17 protein-coding genes and 1 pseudogene are annotated in these 18,851 nt (G+C 59.9%); 9 read left to right on the plus strand and 9 right to left on the minus strand.

Annotation, left to right across the window (positions count from 1 at the left end; all coding sequences use genetic code 11):
- The first annotated feature begins 93 nt into the window (after nucleotides 1-93).
- From FQ182_RS10115 to FQ182_RS10125, 3 genes and pseudogenes are all read left to right on the plus strand, one after another.
- Nucleotides 94-2,103 carry a CocE/NonD family hydrolase gene (locus tag FQ182_RS10115; RefSeq protein ID WP_149411503.1) on the plus strand — a complete coding sequence of 670 codons (2,010 nt, stop codon included), beginning with the start codon at nucleotides 94-96 and terminating at the stop codon, nucleotides 2,101-2,103.
- Between the two features lie 84 nt (nucleotides 2,104-2,187).
- A complete protein-coding gene (locus FQ182_RS10120) occupies nucleotides 2,188-3,123 on the plus strand; it encodes a LysR substrate-binding domain-containing protein (RefSeq protein ID WP_149411504.1) in 936 nt (311 codons plus the stop codon).
- A gap of 21 nt (nucleotides 3,124-3,144) precedes the next feature.
- Nucleotides 3,145-3,321 (plus strand): annotated as a pseudogene (locus FQ182_RS10125) (MFS transporter); the annotation flags it as partial.
- 233 nt (nucleotides 3,322-3,554) lie between these two features.
- Here FQ182_RS10125 and FQ182_RS10130 read toward each other — a convergent pair.
- Nucleotides 3,555-4,685, minus strand: a complete 1,131-nt coding sequence (locus tag FQ182_RS10130) for a catalase family protein (protein WP_149411505.1) — start codon at nucleotides 4,683-4,685, stop codon at nucleotides 3,555-3,557.
- A 30-nt stretch (nucleotides 4,686-4,715) separates the two neighbouring features.
- Nucleotides 4,716-6,524: a di-heme-cytochrome C peroxidase gene (locus tag FQ182_RS10135; RefSeq protein WP_149411506.1), complete on the minus strand. Its 1,809-nt coding sequence runs from the start codon at nucleotides 6,522-6,524 to the stop codon at nucleotides 4,716-4,718.
- 258 nt (nucleotides 6,525-6,782) lie between these two features.
- On the opposite strand from FQ182_RS10135, the gene FQ182_RS10140 reads away from it, so the two are divergent.
- From FQ182_RS10140 to FQ182_RS10160, 5 genes are all read left to right on the plus strand, one after another.
- Entirely contained in the window at nucleotides 6,783-7,502 is a 720-nt protein-coding gene (locus tag FQ182_RS10140; RefSeq protein ID WP_149411507.1) for an FKBP-type peptidyl-prolyl cis-trans isomerase, read from the plus strand.
- Nucleotides 7,503-7,893: 391 nt separating this feature from the next.
- Entirely contained in the window at nucleotides 7,894-8,349 is a 456-nt protein-coding gene (locus FQ182_RS10145; protein WP_149411508.1) for a YkvA family protein, read from the plus strand.
- A gap of 97 nt (nucleotides 8,350-8,446) precedes the next feature.
- Nucleotides 8,447-8,785 carry a helix-turn-helix transcriptional regulator gene (locus FQ182_RS10150; protein WP_149411509.1) on the plus strand — a complete coding sequence of 113 codons (339 nt, stop codon included), beginning with the start codon at nucleotides 8,447-8,449 and terminating at the stop codon, nucleotides 8,783-8,785.
- Entirely contained in the window at nucleotides 8,782-9,153 is a 372-nt protein-coding gene (locus FQ182_RS10155; protein ID WP_133099000.1) for a hypothetical protein, read from the plus strand. Before FQ182_RS10150 ends, FQ182_RS10155 begins: the two co-directional genes overlap by 4 nt.
- Nucleotides 9,154-9,543, plus strand: coding sequence for a tetratricopeptide repeat protein (locus tag FQ182_RS10160; RefSeq protein ID WP_149411510.1), 390 nt, complete (start codon nucleotides 9,154-9,156; stop codon nucleotides 9,541-9,543). It begins immediately after the preceding gene.
- A 5-nt stretch (nucleotides 9,544-9,548) separates the two neighbouring features.
- Here the strand turns inward: FQ182_RS10160 and FQ182_RS10165 are convergent, their stop codons facing one another.
- Nucleotides 9,549-11,327 carry a bifunctional diguanylate cyclase/phosphodiesterase gene (locus FQ182_RS10165; protein WP_149411511.1) on the minus strand — a complete coding sequence of 593 codons (1,779 nt, stop codon included), beginning with the start codon at nucleotides 11,325-11,327 and terminating at the stop codon, nucleotides 9,549-9,551.
- 118 nt (nucleotides 11,328-11,445) lie between these two features.
- Complete coding sequence (locus FQ182_RS10170; protein ID WP_178114424.1) at nucleotides 11,446-13,527, minus strand: carboxy terminal-processing peptidase; 2,082 nt, start codon at nucleotides 13,525-13,527, stop codon at nucleotides 11,446-11,448.
- A gap of 138 nt (nucleotides 13,528-13,665) precedes the next feature.
- Here FQ182_RS10170 and FQ182_RS10175 point away from each other — a divergent pair, with 138 nt between their 5' ends.
- Complete coding sequence (locus tag FQ182_RS10175) at nucleotides 13,666-14,628, plus strand: zinc-binding dehydrogenase (protein ID WP_149411513.1); 963 nt, start codon at nucleotides 13,666-13,668, stop codon at nucleotides 14,626-14,628.
- Nucleotides 14,629-14,690: 62 nt separating this feature from the next.
- On the opposite strand, the gene FQ182_RS10180 is transcribed toward FQ182_RS10175, so the two are convergent.
- The 5 genes from FQ182_RS10180 to FQ182_RS10200 are packed head-to-tail and all read right to left on the minus strand — an operon-like array spanning nucleotide 14,691 to nucleotide 18,804.
- Nucleotides 14,691-15,344: an HAD family phosphatase gene (locus FQ182_RS10180; RefSeq protein WP_149411514.1), complete on the minus strand. Its 654-nt coding sequence runs from the start codon at nucleotides 15,342-15,344 to the stop codon at nucleotides 14,691-14,693.
- A 38-nt stretch (nucleotides 15,345-15,382) separates the two neighbouring features.
- Nucleotides 15,383-16,372: an ABC transporter ATP-binding protein gene (locus tag FQ182_RS10185; protein WP_149411515.1), complete on the minus strand. Its 990-nt coding sequence runs from the start codon at nucleotides 16,370-16,372 to the stop codon at nucleotides 15,383-15,385.
- The gene (locus FQ182_RS10190; protein WP_149411516.1) at nucleotides 16,369-17,169 is read right to left on the minus strand and encodes an ABC transporter permease; all 801 of its coding nucleotides are present in this window, start codon (nucleotides 17,167-17,169) and stop codon (nucleotides 16,369-16,371) included. The genes FQ182_RS10185 and FQ182_RS10190 overlap by 4 nt, the downstream gene beginning before the upstream one ends.
- Nucleotides 17,156-18,001, minus strand: coding sequence for an ABC transporter permease subunit (locus FQ182_RS10195; protein WP_149411517.1), 846 nt, complete (start codon nucleotides 17,999-18,001; stop codon nucleotides 17,156-17,158). Before FQ182_RS10195 ends, FQ182_RS10190 begins: the two co-directional genes overlap by 14 nt.
- Nucleotides 17,998-18,804, minus strand: coding sequence for an alkaline phosphatase family protein (locus FQ182_RS10200; protein ID WP_149411518.1), 807 nt, complete (start codon nucleotides 18,802-18,804; stop codon nucleotides 17,998-18,000). Before FQ182_RS10200 ends, FQ182_RS10195 begins: the two co-directional genes overlap by 4 nt.
- Between the last annotated feature and the right edge of the window lie 47 nt (nucleotides 18,805-18,851).

An 18,851-nucleotide genomic window follows, 5' to 3' on the forward strand; every position in this document is an offset into this window, starting at 1 on the left:
CCGACTGATCCTGCGTGTCTTCTCATGCGTTCCAGCTTGAACGCGTGGGAGTCGTTTGCTTGCAATAACGTCTACCCGCTTCTGGAGTTACCGATGGAAATCGTTACCGAGTTTGCCCACAAGGTCCGTGAAATCGAGCATTGCCTGATCCCGCTGAGCGATGGCACACAACTGGCCGCCCGCATCTGGCTGCCGGAAACCGCAGGCGATCAAGCTTTCCCGGCGATCCTCGAATACCTGCCGTACCGCAAGCGCGACGGCACTGCCGTGCGCGATGCACTGACCCATCCGTGGATGGCCGGGCAGGGCTATGTCTGTGTGCGGGTGGACATGCGCGGCAACGGTGAATCCCAAGGCCTGATGGCCGATGAATACCTGCTGCAGGAACAGGATGACGCCCTCGAAGTGATCGACTGGCTATGCCAGCAACCCTGGTGCGACGGCAACGTGGGGATGATGGGCATCTCCTGGGGCGGCTTCAACGGCCTGCAAGTGGCGGCGCGCCAGCCCGAGGCATTGAAGGCGATCATCACCCTGTGCTCCACCGATGACCGCTTTGCCGATGACATCCATTACAAGGGCGGCAACCTGTTGATGGAGAATTTCGGCTGGGCCGCCACCATGCTCAACTTCAGCGCTGCGGTGCCCGATCCTTTGCTGATGGGCGAAGACTGGAAAGCCATGTGGCAGGAGCGCCTGGACGCCATGCCGCTGCTGGCCGAGACCTGGCTGCAACACCAGACCCGCGATGATTACTGGCGCCATGGTTCGGTGTGCGAGGACTACTCGGCGATCAAGGCGGCGGTGTATGCCGTCGGTGGCTGGGGCGATGCCTACAAGAATGCCGTGCCACGGCTGATGGAAAACCTGCCGGGTGCGAAGAAAGCGATGATCGGCCCGTGGATTCACAAGTACCCGCATTTCGCTGTGCCCAACCCGGCTATCGGCTTTTTGCAGGAGGCCAAGCGCTGGTGGGATCACTGGCTCAAGGGCATCGACAACGGGGTGATGGATGACGCCACCTGCACTTTTTACCTACAGGACGTTCTGCCACCCAAGGGCAGTTACGCCGAGCGGCCGGGTGTGTGGGTGCGGACATCGGGCTGGCCTGATCCTCAGGTTCAATGGACCGATTACAGCCTCGACGACGCGGGTCTTGCGCCGGGCCGCCAGCCATTGGCGACTGCACGCAGTGTCTGTTCGCCACTGACCACTGGCCTGCATCAAGGTAAATATTGCGCCATCTGGTTCGGTCCCGACGGCCCGACGGATCAGCGCCGCGACGACGCTCACTCCCTGTGCTTCGACTCCCTGCCGCTGACCGAGCCGCTGGCGCTGCTGGGCGACGTGCGTTTGAACCTGCGAGTGGCCAGCGATACCACCTGCGGGCAACTGGTGGCCCGTCTTAATGCCGTGGCCCCCGATGGTCAGGTCACGCAGATCACTTATGGCGTGCTCAATCTCACCCTTCGCGAAGATGTTTCCCGGGTGACACCGCCGGTGCCGGGCGAACCGATGGACGTGCAATTGAGCCTGGATCACGTCGGCATGCGCCTTCCGGCTGGCTACCGTTTGCGCCTGGCCCTCAGCACCGCCAGTTTCCCGCTGCTGTGGCCCAGTCGCGAATTGACCACCCTGACCTTGCTGCCCGAACTGCAAAGCGTGCAGTTGCCCGTTTTTACCGGCGAGGCTATAGAGTGCCCGTTCGAAGCCCCGCAATCAGCCCCGCCAGCGGCCCTGGAAGTCCTGCGCGCCGCCGTGCCGAAACGCACGCTGATGGAAGATGTCGGCAGCGGTGAAGTCTGCGTGAAGATCGAGGATGACCTGGGCGCGGTACGTTTCACCGATCATGGGTTGTCGGTGGACCAGCGCTGCACCGAGCAGTACCGCACCTTGGCGTGGGACCCGTTGTCGACCCGTGCCGATATCCAGTGGCACTACCGTGTCAGTCGTGATCAGTGGTCGGTGGAGGTGGACAGCAGCCTGCATGTGCACGCCGATGCTCAGTGGTTCTACATCGAGGCCGAGCAAGTGGCATGGGAAAATGGCCAGTGGGTGCATCGTCGCCAATGGAGCAAACGTGTAGCCCGGGTCGCGCTGTGAATGATCAAGTGGCAGGATGCCCATAAACCTGATCACCCGCTGGCGCCAGTTCATCGGTGCCAGCGCTTGCCATTGGAAACCCTCATGTCGCGCCGAAACGTCGATCTTCCACCGCTCAACTGCTTGCAGACATTCGAGGCTGCAGCTCGCCATTTGAGCTTTACCCAGGCCGCCCATGAACTGAACCTGACCCAAAGCGCGGTGAGCCGGCAGATCAAGCGCCTGGAAGAAGACCTGGCGCGCCCGCTGTTCCATCGACTGGCACTGGGCATCAGCCTGACGCCTGCAGGTGAGCGTTACTTTCGCACTATCCAGCGTTTGTTGCGCGAGCTGGATCGCGAGTCGGCCGAGTTGCGCCGCCGAGGGGCGGATCGCCAACTCACGCTGGCCAGCACGCCGACCATCAGTTCAATCTGGCTCGCCGCGCTGTTGCCCGCTTTCCAGAGTCAGCACCCGGACCTGGATATCCGCATCCTGTGCAGCGAGAGTCCGAGCCATCTGGATGTCAGCGAGTATGACCTGGGCTTGTTTTATCACCTGGATGAGCTGCCTGCGCCTCACGGCCTGGAGCTGACGCCGGTATTCGACAGCGAGCAGGTCATCACTGTCTGCAGCCCCAGCTATGTGGAGCGTCACGGGCCGATCCGCGACCCGCAGCACCTGCTTCATGCCCACACCTTGCTGATCGTCGAGGATCACTATCACGACTGGCTGACCTGGACCGACTGGTTCGTCGATGCCGGCGCCCATTACCACGCCCCGCGCCATGCCTTGCGCACCAACAGCTACCAACTGCTCATGCAATCGGCGGTGATGGGCCATGGCGTAGCCCTGGGCTGGAAAAGCCTGCTGGAGGGTGAGTTGGCGGCAGGGCGCCTGCAAATGGCCTTGCCCCACAGCATGCTCAGCCGCGGGCGCCTGCAACTGATGCAACCGCACCATCGCAACCCGCCATCGGCTGCCCGCAGTTTTCGCCAGTGGTTGCTGGCACATGCCTACACCTTGAAAACCACCTCCTGACCTGACCTTTATCGGCCTGCGCCCAAGCAGGTCACTGGCGAATACCTGGTGGACGGCGCACCGCTGCATCACGTCGTAATGCCGGAGCACCCAATGGGCGCCATGGCCGCCATGCTCGATCCGCGCGTGGACGAAATTCCCCAGGAACTGGTGATCGACGAGCCAGCGTCCGCCAGTGATCCAGGCGTGAAGAGCTGATCGGATTACTTGGCTTTTTTCTTTTTCGGTTGGCGCGTGGACAGATGGTCAAAGCAAAAGGACGCGGCGCCGAACAGCGCAATCATTGAAAGTACTATCATGCCGAGTGTTGAGCTTTCCACGGTGACTTCCTACGAGTGTGAGGGGTAGGAAGCCACGGTAGTGGCGGGGCGCCAGTGTCTCAATAGACTCGACGCAATCGTTATGATCGCCCTCGAATCTATATGAAACCTTTACAAGTTACGGCTGTGACGGTAGTCGCTGACCGCTTCGTACACCGCTTTGCGCAGTCGGTTGATCCCGCCAATCGGCCGGTGCTCTTCCAGGCCGAACCACGGGTTGAACGACTGGTTATCGCAGGCCAGGTTCAGCGCCGGCGTATCGAAATCCTGGGCCGGGATCTTGATGTTGGCGACAGTTTTATAAGGTGCATCGCTTTGCTTCCACTCGATGCTGGTGTCTTCGATCGGCATGTATTTCTGTGGATTCTGCCGCTGGATTTGCAGGACAAAACACGCCGCCACACGGTCGGTGGACAACTGCTGATTCAAGGCGCTGCGCAGGAAGTTCGGCAGGTCCTGATTCTGTTTGGGCAGGGAGTACTCCGGGCAGCTTTGCGGGTCGGGTGCGACGCGAAACTTGGCGTTGGCCGTGCCGAACTTGTAGGGCGATACGGAAAAGTAGGTGGTCTGGGTCGTACTGGCAGGCGCTGGGGCCAGGGTCGCCAGGGCGATAAACAGGTGGCGCACCTGCCAACTGCGCGGGTCGAGGCTTGGGAAGAAGGCCATGACTTTTTTGCCATCGGCCTGGGCGCCTACGTTCTGCGCGTACTCAGCAACGTCGCTGACAAAGAAGTTCGGATGACTGAACATAACGAAATCCTGTTCGCTGCGCGCCTGCTGATCGGCCAGCAGTTGCTTGCCCGGTACATCGAGCAACTTGATCGCCATGCCCCGGGCATCGCGAATGCTGTCGAACTGCGGGTAGGCGTTGCCGTTGGACAGGCGCAGGGTCGCCTGCCAGGTTTTGCCCGGCTCGGCAAAAACGCCCTGGCGCAGGGCCGGGTCGAGGTCCGCCAGCACGCTGACCTCGGCCTTCACGCAGCCGTGAGCCTTGGCATGGGCGTCGCGTAAATAACGCGTGCCCTCGCGGTGCTGATCGACGATGCGCACCGCTGTCTGAATGATGCCTTGGGTCATGGCGGCTTCCCCTGGCGGGATTTGTTCATCCGGCGACACCGGGCCGCTGTGTTGCCAGGCGAACCAGATGGTGGACAGCAACCAGCCGAGCAAGCCCAGGCCCACCAGCCACAACAGGGTCTTGCCGAGAAACGTGCCGAGGCGCAGCCAAAGTCGAGCGAGCATTGAAAAATCCTTTTTGACGAAGACGGTTGATCAGGGCAGTTGCTGTTCCAGCGGGCCGCCCAGTACTTTCAAATATTCCAGCAGCGCCCAGCGTTCCTCGGGTAGCAAGCCACGCCCGATCACGCCGTTACCCCGCTTGCCGGCACGGAATTCGTGACCGCTGTTGTGGTTGCCGGTGATCTGCGTATCGAACAGGAAGGCGTTTTTAAAGGCCCAGGTTTGATAGCCCAGGTGACGCGGGTCGTAGTCGAAGGTGCCTTTATAGAAGGTACGGCTGCGCTCGTCCTGGGGAGAGAGCAACTGGTAGATCGTCGGTACCGAGCCGTTGTGCAGGAACGGCGGCGTGGCCCACACACCGGCCAGCGGGCGTGCCTTGTAGGCGCGTAACTCGCGCACGCCAATCGGCAAGCCGTAGCCGTCCAGGCGCGGGCGTTCGGCCGGGGTGACACCGGCAGCGCGATAAGCATGCTCTTCGACGAAGGCGGTGACGTAGGCCAGCCCCTTGGCCACCGATATTTGTCGCAGGTCCAGAGGCTCGGTTGGCGTCGGGTGCAGCTCGACGTTCAACTGCGCCAATTCTGCCGGGTCCCATTGCAGGGCGCTGAGGTCGTAACGCTGGTCGGCGATGTTGCTGGCGGTACCAGGGTCGGTGCCGATCACCTCGACGGGGAGCACTTTCAGTTGCTGCACCGGGCGACCATTGACTTGGGTAACGGTTGGCTCGTGGCAGCCTGCGCAGTTTTTGCTAAACAGGGCGCGGCCTTGAGCCGCCAGTGGCTTGTCGACGACGCCGAACAGTTCTTCAGGCCAGGTGGGGGGCTTGAGCCGTTGCAGGGTTTCCTCAATCAGGTTCAAGTCGCGAACTCGCACGCTGGACGGGTAGCGCGCATCGCCCTTGAGAGGCTGGCCGGCGCTGTCGAAGAAATCCAGGGTTGCGCCCACGCCCAGGGCTTCACCGATATTGCGCGCCATGGGTTGCTGGGCCGAGCCGTTCCATTGCACCCAGTCGAAGTTCCACATGTCCCACAGTTGCGGGTAATCCACCGGGGCGTTGGCGATGCGGTAGTTGTCCGGGGAAATGGCATCGCCGAAGCTGGCATTGGCGATGCGGCCGAAGGCGTCGGTGCGGCCTGGGCCTTCTTCGGTGGGGTAGAGGCCGCGATGGGTGTCGTTCCAGGCGACCTTAAGGAAATTGTTCAGGGACTTTTTGAAGTCCTGGCGCAGCTGGCTATGTTGGGCATCGTATTCATCCCCCAGCACCGAGCGGGCGAAACGCTCGAATTTCCACGGGTTGTAATAGGTGGACGCGAGGCTGGCCACTAACGCCTGGCCGAAACTGCCACCACGCAGGGTAGGGACGCTGGAGGGCAATACGTGCTGGGCTGAACCACCGTCGATGCGTAAGGCCTGGCCCTTGAAGTGCAGCTCGCCGGTGTGGCAGGCGGCGCAAGTGATGTCTAGAAACTCGTCGTTGCTGCCGGCGTTCTTGTGTCGGGCGAAGCCGACAGGCAGGTTGCCGGGGTTTTGGGCTGTGACCTGTTGTCGCGGGTCTACCAGGAAGCCGAAGCGCGCCAGGTATTCGGGCGCGGCAAAACGTTGCTGGGAAAACGGCAGTTCCAGTGCGGTGAACCAGTCATAGCGCAGGCCCTTGACCTGAGTGCCCTGGGGCGTGAAGTAATACGTCTGGCGATCGGCCGCACTCCATTGATTCTGGTAGTGCACCTGCTCCACCGGCACGTACTCCGGCAGTTTCGGGTTGGCAACGTAATAGAGCAGCACTGCAAGGCCGACGCCCAGTAATGCGAGGGCCAGGAGTAAAACACGGGAAAAAATGCGCAAGATAACTATCCTTGTCGAGTGGTAGCGCTGTTATGTCATCACCTAACGGGTGCGGCAAGTAACCATGAGCCCTGCTCATGGACGGTTTCTGGCGGTCCCAGCATCCGTTGCAGAGCGTTGGTATGGATGAAAATGCGTTTAAACACGTGAACTTATCAGAAGTTTCCTGCTCACATGCCGGTAGCCATTGGTCGTGGCCGCCTGATAAGCTCGCGACTTTACTCGAATGCCCTTTTGGCGCATGAACAAGGAAATAGCATGAAACAGCATCGGTTGGCGGCGGCGGTGGCCCTGGTTAGCCTGGTACTTGCGGGTTGTGATTCGCAAACCAGCGTAGAGCTGAAAACCCCGGCGCAGAAAGCTTCCTACGGTATCGGCCTGAACATGGGCAAAAGCCTGGCTCAGGAAGGCATGGATGACCTGGACTCCAAAGCGGTCGCCCAGGGCATTGAAGATGCCGTCGGCAAGAAAGAACAGAAGCTGAAAGACGACGAACTGGTCGAAGCCTTCGCCGCACTGCAAAAACGTGCTGAAGAGCGTATGACCAAGATGAGTGAAGAGTCGGCAACCGCTGGCAAGAAATTCCTCGAAGAAAACGCCAAGAAAGACGGCGTTGTCACTACCGCTTCCGGTCTGCAATACAAGATCGTGAAGAAAGCTGAGGGTGCTGAGCCCAAGCCTACCGACGTAGTGACTGTTCACTACACCGGCAAGCTCACCAACGGCACCACCTTTGACAGCTCCGTGGATCGCGGCAGCCCGATTGACCTGCCGGTCAGCGGCGTGATTCCAGGTTGGGTTGAAGGCCTGCAACTGATGCACGTGGGCGAGAAGGTTGAGTTGTACATCCCATCCGACCTGGCCTACGGTGCCCAGAGCCCGAGCCCGGCGATTCCAGCCAACTCCGTGCTGGTATTCGACCTGGAATTGCTGGCGATCAAGGACCCGGCCAAGGCTGAAGCACCAGCTGCCAAGTAACACGCAGCTGAACACCCAACGCCCCGTCTCGACGGGGCGTTGTTGTTTCTGGTGCAATCGTACCTCTCAATCCCCGCAGCCCTTGTAAGACCGCCGCGATGCCATCGCAGCCTCGCTAAAGCTCGACAGCTCCTACAGTGCTTTGAATCCAGTGCAAATCCAACCGAACGTGTGCGACTGAGGGCAGTCTGATAAAAGACCTGAGTGCGGGTATCCGCAGATGCCCCCCAAGTCAATGAAATCTTGGGTTTTTTTTATATGCGCAAAAAACGCCCGATCTGACCGTGGGCCTTGTAATCCGGGCCTTGCAGCCGCGAAAATGCGCTCTGTTCACAAGGTTATCCACAACTTGTGTGGATAACCTTTTCTGTCGCCTGGAACTGGAGTGACAATGAAAGCACCCTGGAATTTCACCCGTTTCCTGCCTTTGGCCGCACGCCTTCTTGGTCGCGGTCGTTTGCCGACCCTGTTGTTCGCGGTGGCTGCCAAAGGCTCCAGCCAGGGTAACCGGCTGGGAAAGCTCAAGGACGACCTCAAGTTGCTGCAGGCGCTGTGCCTGGCTTATTGGCGCGGCGAGTACCGGGCGATCAGTCCCAAGGCCCTGGTGTCGGTGGTGGCGGGCTTGATGTACTTCCTCAGCCCCATCGATGCGATCCCGGACTTTATCCCCATGTTCGGCATGCTCGACGACATTGCCGTGCTGGCATGGGTCATGAAGACCCTGGACGGCGAACTGAGCGCTTTTCGCGCCTGGCGTGAACGCCAGCGCCCCGAAAAACTTGCGGTGGTTGAGCGCCTGCCTGACACACCGCAGCTTCTGGAGCAGGAAAACCCGAAAAAAAACTGAGCGCGTGGATTATCCCCCTGCGCTCTTTGTGGCTGTTAGGATTACACTCCTAAGGAAAGTACTTACTCAGTAAGTGTTGTGATCCTACGGGGCAGTCATGGATATACAAATAATTTCACGGGATGGCGAACCCGAATACGCGGTTTTGCCATGGGCTCAGTACCAGGCATTGTTAAAAACCGCCGGTCTGCAGCAGCCTACGACGCCTTCATCGAATATCCCCCAGGCCGCTGTCGATCAGGATTTTCGGCCATTGGCGCACCTGTCCAGCTTGCGCGAGGCAAAGGGCCTAGCCATCGAGACTCTGGCCCGCACCGTGGGTATCAGCCCGTCGTACCTGGGCTTGATCGAAAGCGGCGAACGCCAGCCGGATGCCGCCATCCGCCGCAGCTTGGCCTGGGAACTGGGTATCGCCGGTTGGAGGGATGAAGTGTGAGCGTGCGCATCAGCCGTCAACACTGGGATGGGTTGCTCAACGAACTCGACCAGGCTCGCCGCCAGCGACACCTCTTGACCTATCGCGCCCTGTTGGAGCGCCTGCAATTTCCTACCCCGGCCATGCAAACCCTGACAGCCGCCCTGGAGCATTTGGCGGCCCTGGATGCCAAGGCCGATCAACCGTTGCGCAGTTCCCTGGTGATCAGCCAGGGCGCTAGCCGCCTGCCACGTACCGGCTTTTTTGAGTGCGTCGAGCGCCTTGGTCGCTTTTGCGGGCCGTCCGATGGCGTCGCTGCCGCATCATGGCACGCATCGGAAGTGGTCCGAGTGTTTGAGTACGATTATCCTGAATCGGTGGAGGCCTGAGTGCTCTGGAAACTCAAGGCGTATGTCAGCTATTGGCTAGCGCGCAAACTGTTTCATTGGTCCTGGTTCATGCAGCAGCCCCGTGGCTGGCACTGGCTGGAAGGTCAGTTCGCGCGCATGGCCAATCTGGGGAATGTAGAGGCGCAAAGTTTCTACGGGCATATCCTGACCTTTCGCGGCCAAGGCCTCGGCGCCCGTGAAGAGGGGGTGCGCTTGCTGCGCCTGGCCGCTCAGGCCGGTGATGGCAAGGCGGCTTATCAGGTGGGCGTGTTAAGCCTGGCGGGAAGCCTGGGCAAAGCGCCGGACCCGGTGGAAGCGGCCCGTTGGTGGAAAATCGCCGCCAAGGCCGGGCATCCATTGGCGGCCATTCGCCTGGAACAGCTGGGCTGAATCCCCTACAGGGATTCTGGCTCCCCCAGTTCCAACCGCAAGCTATCAATCACATGAATGCTATACCCCGCCACATTCTTGGCGTGGTGCTTGGCCTGCGATGCCAGCTCGGCCAGTTGGCTGGCATCGAGATGCCCACAGCTCTGTGGATGCAAATGCACCACGCCAATGGACAGTGACAACAACGCAAACTCCTGGCGCACCCCTTGCCGATTCAGCGCGATAAAACAGCCAGCTTCCAGGTGTTCGCTGCGGTAAAAACGTCGGCACTGAGTCTGGAAGTCATCCACTAGTTGATTCAGCCGCTTGCGCCAATCCTGGGCACCCAACACCAGCAAAAAATCATCGCCGCCTATGTGCCCGACAAAGTCGCGGCTCGGGTCTACCCGATCGTTCAGGCATTGCGCCAGGCACAGCAGCACTTCATCGCCGCGCCCATAGCCATAGATGTCGTTGAACGGCTTGAAGCTGTCGATATCCACATAGCAGATCACCGATTCGCGCTGCTGCTGCAAGAGCCGCGTCAGGCACTGCTGGATTGGCACGTTGCCGGGCAGCAGGGTCAGCGGGTTGGCGTAGCGGGCCTGCTGGATTTTCAGTTCGGTAATCAATTTGAGCACATCAATCACCCGGCCCAGTCCCAGGTAGTTACCGTTGAGGGTGATGATGAAATCTTCTTCAATCCGCTGCCGCGCACGGCTAGTGAGCAGGCGGCTGACCTGTTGCAAGGACTGGCTCAACTCCACGGCGAGAAAGTCGTCACTCATCAAGCGGCTGATGGGCTTGCGGGCAAACAGGTCGGTGGCAAAGGGCTTGAGCAGCGCGTCCGAGAGCGAATGTCGATGCACGATGCCAATGGGCTGGCCACGCTCATCCAGCACCGCCAGTGAGTTGAGGTTGGCCTGGCGGCGAAAGGCCTCCAGCACTTGGGCGGTGGCTGTGTCTTGGCCCACCGCCGGCTGCTCGTTGAGCAGGGCGCTGAGGTCGCTGGTCTCATCGTTGAGGGGCACGATGGTGTTGTCCGGTTTGGGCAACATTAACCGTGCTTCCTGGGGCGGATGTTCCTGAGGGCGGCAGAGTAGATAACCCTGGATCAGGTCGACGCCCATTTCCGTCAGCACGGCCAGTTCTTCTGATAACTCGATACCTTCGGCGATCACCTGCGCACGGGACGCCCTGGCGATTTGCAGGATCGAGCCGACGAACTCGCGCTTGAGTGCGTCCTGGTGGATGCCATCGATAAAGTGCCGGTCGATCTTCACATAGTCCGGGCGCAACTCGGACCACAAGCGCAGGCTGGAATAGCCGGCGCCCAGATCGTCGAGGGCAATCGAAAACCCCATGGCGCGGTAGTGATGCAATGCGGTTTGCAGCAGTTGAAAATCGTCGGTCGGGGTTTGTTCGGTGAGTTCGATCACCACCTGGCTGGGAGGAATGCCGAAGTCACGCAGTAGTTGCAGAGTGCGTCCCGGTTGGTGGGCGGTTTCCAGCAGGGATTCTGGCGAGACGTTGAGAAACAGCTTGCCCGGCAGTTTCTGTTCGCTGAACCGCCTGCAGGCGCTTTGCCGGCAGGCCATTTCCAGCTCACTGAGACGCCCAGCGTGGCGGGCCACGGAGAACAGTGCGACAGGGGAGTGCAAAGGGCTGTTGGACGGGCCGCGGCTCAATGCTTCGTAACCGAGGATGCGCCGTTCGGAGAGGGAAATGATCGGTTGGAACAGACTGTGCAAACTGCCTTGAGCCAGGATGGAACCCAGGGCATTCAGCTGTTCGGTCATGGTCATGGTGTTCTCTGTCGAAAAAAAAGGACCGGATACGTTACGTATCCGGTCCTTCATTTCACGACAGAATGATGTCTATTTGATGACACTCCGGGGAGTGATCATATTAAATTGCCATCATTTACTGCTTGGCCACTGTCTTGCTGATTTTCAAGTAGTCCAGCAGAATCCGCCCGGTCTCGCTCAGGTAGGCGTCGTCTTCCGGCTTAGTTTTTTCAGGCTCGGTCGGCAGCGCATCTTCATCTTCTTTCTTCAGTTCCTTGAGTGGGTCTTCACCCTTGGCCTTGCGGCGGGTGTTCTCCAGTACAAGTTGCTGACTCTCGATGTCGCTGTGCTGCGCGCGGCGATCCACTTCATTGAGGCTGACGGTTTTCTCGGCCATCAGCTTCTTGGCCAGGGCCAGCTTGTCGCGGATAAACACGAACTCGGCATCCTTGGCGGAGCGGGCGTCATGTTCGGCCTTGAGCTGGGCCAGGAAGGGCTTGAACGGGTCCGATGCAGGCTTGATCGCAGGACGGATGGTGTCCCACGGCATGGCTTCGGGCAGGGCGCTCTCGCCGATTTCCTTGGTGTCGATGATCGACGGGAAATCGATATCCGGCAGTACGCCCTGATGCTGGGTGCTCTGCCCGGAAACCCGATAGAACTTGGCCAGAGTCAGTTTCAGTTCGCCATGGTTCAGCGGCTGAATGGTCTGCACGGTGCCTTTGCCGAAGGTCTGGCCGCCGATGATCAACGCGCGGTGGTAGTCCTGCATCGCGCCGGCGAAAATCTCCGAAGCCGACGCCGAGAGGCGGTTGACCAGCAACGCCATCGGCCCTTTGTAGAAGGCGCCCGGGTTCTCGTCTTCGAGCACGTCGACACGGCCGTCAGCATTGCGGACCAACACGGTCGGACCCTTGTCGATAAACAGGCTGGTCAGCTCGGTGGCTTCCTGCAAGGAGCCGCCGCCGTTGTTGCGCAGGTCGATGACCACGCCGTCGACTTTCTCTTTCTGTAGTTCGGTCAGCAGCTTCTTGACGTCGCGAGTGGTGCTCTTGTAGTCAGGATCACCGGCGCGGAACGCCTTGAAGTCCAGGTAGAAGGCCGGGATTTCAATTACGCCGAGTTTGTAGTCCTTGCCATCCTGCTTGAGGTTGAGCACCGATTTTTTCACGGCCTGGTCTTCAAGCTTCACGGCTTCACGGGTAATCGAGACGATTTTGCTGGTCTGGTCGTTTGGCGCGTTGCTGTGAGGAATCACTTCCAGGCGTACCACGGTGCCTTTTGGTCCACGGATCAGCTTGACCACTTCGTCCAGCCGCCAGCCGACCACGTCGACCATCTCTTTGTCGGCCTGGGCTACACCGATGATCTTGTCAGCCGGAGCGACCTGCTTGGTCTTGTCCGCCGGACCTGCCGGCACCAGGCGCACGATCTTGACCTGGTCGTTATCGCTCTGCAGGACGGCACCGATGCCTTCCAGGGACAGACTCATATTGATATCGAAATTTTCCGCGTTATCTGGTGACAGATAATTGGTGTGCGGGTCGTAGGACATCGCAAAGGTGTTGATGTAGGCCTGGAAGATATCTTCGGCACGGGTCTGATCCAGACGCGCCAACTGATTCTTGTAGCGCTTGGTCAACAGCTCTTGAATCGCTTTAGGTTCTTTACCGGCGATCCTCAAGCGCAGGACTTCATCCTTGACGCGCTTGCGCCACAGGTCATCCAGGGCGGCGGTGCTGGTCAGCCAAGGGGCGTCCTTGCGATCCACCAGCAAGGTTTCCTTCTGGGTGAAGTCGAGCTTGTCGACGCCTTTGTTCAGCTCACCCAAGGCGAAGTCCAGACGCGCTTTGACGCGGTCCAGGTAACGCTTGTAGATGGTGAAGCCGGGCTGCAAATCGCCGCTTTTGAGGAAGTCGTCAAACTGCGTCTTCCACTTATCGAACTCGGCAATGTCGCTGGCCAGGAAGTAGCTGCGCGAGGGATCCAACAGCTTTAGGTAGCTGTCATAGATGATCACCGAGCGCGCATCGTCCAGCGGCGGTTTGCTGTAGTGGTGACGCTTGAGCAACTCGACGACGTTAAGGCTGGCAATCACCTCGTCGCGATCAGGCTGAAGTTTGTCCCAGCTGTTGGCTGCGAACGTATTGGTCGACAGTGGCAACAGGCCGAGGCCAATGAAAAGAGCGAGGGCGGTGCTGGGGAACAAATGCTTCATGCTGATTCGACGCGGGGGCAATTGATAACGCATATTAGGCCGTCTTTGAAGTCGCCGGTTCCATATGGGCCGGTCGCATAATGCAAAAAGCCCGGCGCTACAGCAACGGGCTCAGTCCAGACTCACTATGGAGGCACTGTGAAAGCATTGCAAGGCGTTGACGGTCATGTGGAGTGGCTTGAAGAACCAAGTCCTACGTGCGATGTAGGGCAAGTGCGCATTCGCGTGGCAGCTGCTGGATTAAATCGGGCCGATTTATTACAACGGTCGGGGCTTTATCCGCCACCGCCCGGCGCCAGCCAAGTGCTGGGCCTGGAGTGTTCCGGGGTGATCAGCGAAGTCGGTGCCGGCTCGTCCTGGCAGGTCGGTGAGCGGGTTTGCGCGCTGTTGGCCGGTGGCGGCATGGCCGAGGAAGTGGTGGTCGACGCGCGGCATGTGCTGCCTGTGCCGCAAGGTTTGTCGTTGATCGAAGCGGCGGCGTTGCCGGAGGTGTACAGCACCGCCTGGCTCAATCTGTTCCAATTGGCGGCGCTCAAGCCTGGTGAAAAGGTGCTGTTGCATGCTGGCGCCAGTGGCGTGGGTTCGGCGGCGATCCAGCTGTGCAAGGCCTTTGGCAGCCCGTGCTGGGTCAGCGTAGGCTCGGCAGAGCGTCTGGCGTATTGTGAGGGCCTGGGCGCCCAGGGCGGTGTGGTACGTACTGATGGTATCGAGAGCCTCAATGACTTCGGCCCGTTCGACGTCATCCTTGATCCGGTGGGCGGTAACTACGCTGCGCTGAACCTCAAGCTACTGGCTCGCGACGGTCGTTGGGTGCTGATTGGCCTGATGGGCGGTCGCGAGGCCCAGCTGGACCTGGCCCAGGTGCTGGCCAAGCGTGTGCAAGTGCTGGGGTCGACTTTGCGCAGTCGTGATGATCAGTTCAAGGCCGATTTGTTCAGCGATTTGAGCCAGCATGTCTGGCCGCTGTTTGCCGAGGGGCGCTTGAGCCCGCAACTGGCCAAGACATTTCCGATCAAGGATGCCGAAGGGGCGTTTGCCGAATTGGCGACCAACCAGATTTCCGGGAAATTGGTGTTGGTGATCGACGAAACCTTGAACTGACCCACTAATCGGGAGCCGGAATTATTGTGGCAAGGGGGCAAGCCCCCTCGCCACAGGGGGTTTCAGATCCAGTGATGAATCGGCCAACCGGCCTTTACAGCATGCTCACGTAACACCGGGTCTGGATTCACCACCTGCGGGTGATCCACCTTGAGCAACAACGGCAAATCATTACGCGAGTCGGAATAGAAGGACGCGCCTTCCAGGCTCTCGCCTTCCTTATCCAGCCACTCCAGCAAGCGGGTGATCTTGCCTTCGCGGTAGGTCAGTACACCCACCGTATTGCCGCTGTACACGCCATGTTTGACTTCCAGCTCAATTCCCAGCACTTCATCAATGCCGATACGCGCCGCAATCGGCGTGACCAGATGGGTACCCGAGGCTGAAATCACCAGGATACGGTCGCCGTTCTTGCGGTGTTGGGCGATGGTCTTGGTGGCATCGCTGTAGATCAGCGGCTCGATGATGTCTTCCACCCACGGCTCAACCAAATGCTCGATTTCTTCCGGGGTGCGGCCAATCATCGGCTCCAGGCTGAAGTCCATGAAGACCTCCATGGCCAACTCGCCCTTGCTGTAGGCGTCCATCAGTTCGTTGTTCTTGCGCATGAACGATTCCGGGTCGACCCAACCCAGCCGGCCCATCTGCTCGCTCCAAAGGGTCGCGCAGTCGCCGTGGATCAGGGTGTCGTCCAGATCAAAAATTACCAAAGCCATCAGTCTTTCTTCCTCAAATCGTCCGAATCCTCAATCCCTCAGGCTACCTCACATAGAGCGCTGGGATCGATGGAGAGTGCCAAGCGTACTCCGTCAGGGTGCAAGTCGTCTGCCGAACGGTTGAGCACGTCCACCACCAGTTCCACGCCTCGGGCTTCGACGCGATAGCGGATCACGTTGCCCAACAGGCTATGGCTGCGCACTAGAGCGTCGAGTTCACCACTGCGGCTTAGCTCAATGGCTTCCGGGCGAATGGCGATGCGCCCAGCGATGGGCCGCTGCAAGAGCTTGCTGGCCTTGTCGGCGTCCAGCAGGTTGTAGTTGCCGATAAAGCCGGCGGCGAACACGTCAACCGGCGCGGTGTAGAGGGTTTCGGCATCGCCGCTCTGGACGATCTTGCCCTGGTTCATCAGGAAGATGCGGTCGGACATGACCAAGGCTTCTTCCTGATCATGAGTCACGAAAATCGTCGTCAGTCCCAATTCGCGCTGGATCTGGCGGATCTGCTCGCGCAAATGTTTGCGAATCCGCGCATCGAGGGCCGACAGCGGTTCATCCAGCAACAGCAGGCGCGGGCGAGTGACCAGCGAACGGGCCAGGGCTACGCGCTGGCACTGGCCGCCGGACATCTGGTGCGGATAGCGGCCGGCGAGGTCTTTCAGTTCCACCAATTGCAGCACTTCCTGCACACGTTTGTGGCTGTCGTCAGCGTTGACCTTTTGCATACGCAGGCCGAAGGCGACGTTTTGTTCCACCGTCATGTTGGGGAACAGCGCGTAGCTCTGGAACACCATGCCGATATGACGCTTCTGCGGGCTCAACGGGACGATGTCCTGGCCGTCCAGAAGAATTTGCCCACTGTCTACCGACGTCAGGCCGGCGATGCAACGCAGCAGCGTGGACTTGCCGCAACCTGAGGGGCCGAGCAGCGTGACGAACTCGCCCTTGGCGATTTCGCAATTGATGTCGCTGAATACTGGGGTCCCGGAATAGCCTTTTTGCAGATGCTGGACGCTGACGAAGCTCATTGGCTTTTGTCCTTGTTCAAGATGTTGGCGGCCCAGGTCAGCAGCAGCACGAAGAAGAAATAGGAGATCACCAGAGCGCTGGTGAAATGGCCGCTGCCGTTACGCATGTTGTTGAGGTACACCTGCAGGGTTTCGTAGCGGGTGCCCACCAGAATGTTGGCGAAGACGAATTCGCCGAACAGGAACGAGAACGACAGCAGCAGCGCCACCATCAAGCCCTTGCGCAGGTTCGGCAGCACCACCAGGAACGCCGCCTGCCAGGTGCTGGCACCGAGCAGTTGCGCGGCATCCATCAAGTCTCGAAGGTTGATGGCCTGCAGGTTATTGGTGATCGCCCGGTACATGAATGGCAACGCCACGGTGAAGTAGCAGCCGACCAGAATCCACGGCGTGCCGACCATGGCAAACGGCCCGGAGCCATACAGCTGCAACAGCCCCACCGACGACACCACCGGCGGCACCGCGAAGGGGAGCAGGATCAGGATGTTCATCAGCGCGTCGAGCCGGGGAAAGTGGTAATGCACCACGAACAGCAACGGCAGGATCAGCACCACCGACAGGATCAGCGCGCCAACACACACCAGCAGCGATTGGCCAAAGGCATTGAGAAAGCGCGGGTCGCTCCACAGCTGCAAATACCATTTGAAGGTAAAGCCTGAGGGCAGGATGGTCGCCGACCAACTGCTGGAGATGGAATACACCAGGGTGCCGAGCAGCGGCAGTACCAGGATTGCAAACAGTAGATAGACCACTACCCGATGGTAGAGGGCGGCCGACCCGGCTTCAGCGCGAGACATGGTAGCTCCTCTTGAGCAGCAGTTGGTGCACCACCGTGACCACGGTCATCAGCGCCACCAGCACTACAGCCAGTGCGCTGGCCATGTTCGGGTCCAGGGAGATATCGCCGGAAACCATCGCCGCAATACGGATCGGCAGCACGTTGAAATTGCCGGTGGTCAGCGCATAGACCGTGGCGTAGGCGCCCAGGGCGTTGGCCAGCAGGATCACGAAGGTGCCCAGCAGCGCCGGCGCCAGCACCGGCAAGCCGATATGCCGCCAGAACTGCCAGCCGTTGGCCCCCAGCAACGCCGCGGACTCGCGCCAGTCTTCGCGCAGGGCGTCGAAGGCGGGGTAGAGCAGCAACACGCCGAGGGGGATCTGGAAGTAGGTGTAGAGAATGATCAGCCCGGTCTTGGAGTACAGGTTGAAGTCCTGAATGATCCCGGCCTGCTTGAGCATGATGGTGATGCTGCCGTTGAACCCCAGCAGGATGATGAAGGCAAAGGCCAGGGGCACGCCGGCGAAGTTGCTGGTCATATTGGCGAAGGCGGTGACGAAGTTGCGCAGCGGCCCATCCACCCGCCGCAACGAGTAACTGCCCAGCACGGCGATGATGATGCCGAATACGCTGGAGTAGAAACTGATCTCCAGGCTGTACTGGATTGCCTGCAGGTAGAACTTCGAACTGAAGATCTTGGTGAAGTTGGCCAGGCCCCAGCCGAATTCTTCCGATTGCAAGCTGTTGACCAGCACCCAGAACAGCGGCGCGATCTGGAACACAATAAAGACAATGGCAAAGGGCACCAGACACAAGGCAGCCAGCCACTTGCCACGGATCACTGAACTCACGTCAACAGCTCCCGGCACACAGGTTTGTCATGGGCAACGCCGAGCAGAGCGCAGACGGTACCGCACAGTTCGGTTTGTTTGGGGCGGGCCTGGGGATCGAGACTGAACGCATCGCCCAGGACAAACAGCGGTACTTCGCGCTCTTCGGGCAACAGGCCGTTGTGGGAGCGGTCGTTGTTCATGCCGTGGTCGGCGGTCACCAGCACCTGGTAACCGGCATCGAGCCAGCCTTGCAGGTAGTCGGCGAGGATAATGTCGGCCGAGCGCGCACTGTTGCGGTATTGCGGGGTGTCGAGGCCGTGCTTGTGGCCGGCATCGTCGATGTTCATCGGGTGCACCACCAGGAAGTTCGGTGCATGTTTGAGACGCAGATGCTCAGCGTCGGCAAACAGGTGGGAATCGGGGTAGTGGTCACTCCAGTAGAAGTGCCCGTGCTGGATCGCCAGGGTCTTGTCGTCGGTATGCCGATCCCGTGCGGCGTTGAACGGCGAGCGGTTATACAACTCGCTGACCCAGTGGTAAGCCGCCGCCGCTGTGGTCAGGCCCGCGTCGGTGGCGTAATGAAAGATGCTGCGCTGGTTGGACAGGCGCGAGACGTTGTTGTGGACGATGCCGCTTTCAATCGGTGGCACGCCGGTGAGGATGCATTCGTACAGCGGCCGCGACAGGGCCGGCAGTTCACATTCCAGTTTGTAGAGTGCTGCGCGTCCTGCGCCGATATAAGCCTGAAGGTGCCCCATGGCATGCCGGGCAACCTCGTAGTTCAGGCCGTCGAGCACGACAAGGATGACGTTGTGCTTCATAGGGGCTGGGACTCCGCGACAGATGGGCTTGATTAGGTTTGGCTGCA

This window comes from Pseudomonas sp. ANT_H4 (assembly GCF_008369295.1).
Classification (GTDB): Bacteria; Pseudomonadota; Gammaproteobacteria; order Pseudomonadales; family Pseudomonadaceae; genus Aquipseudomonas.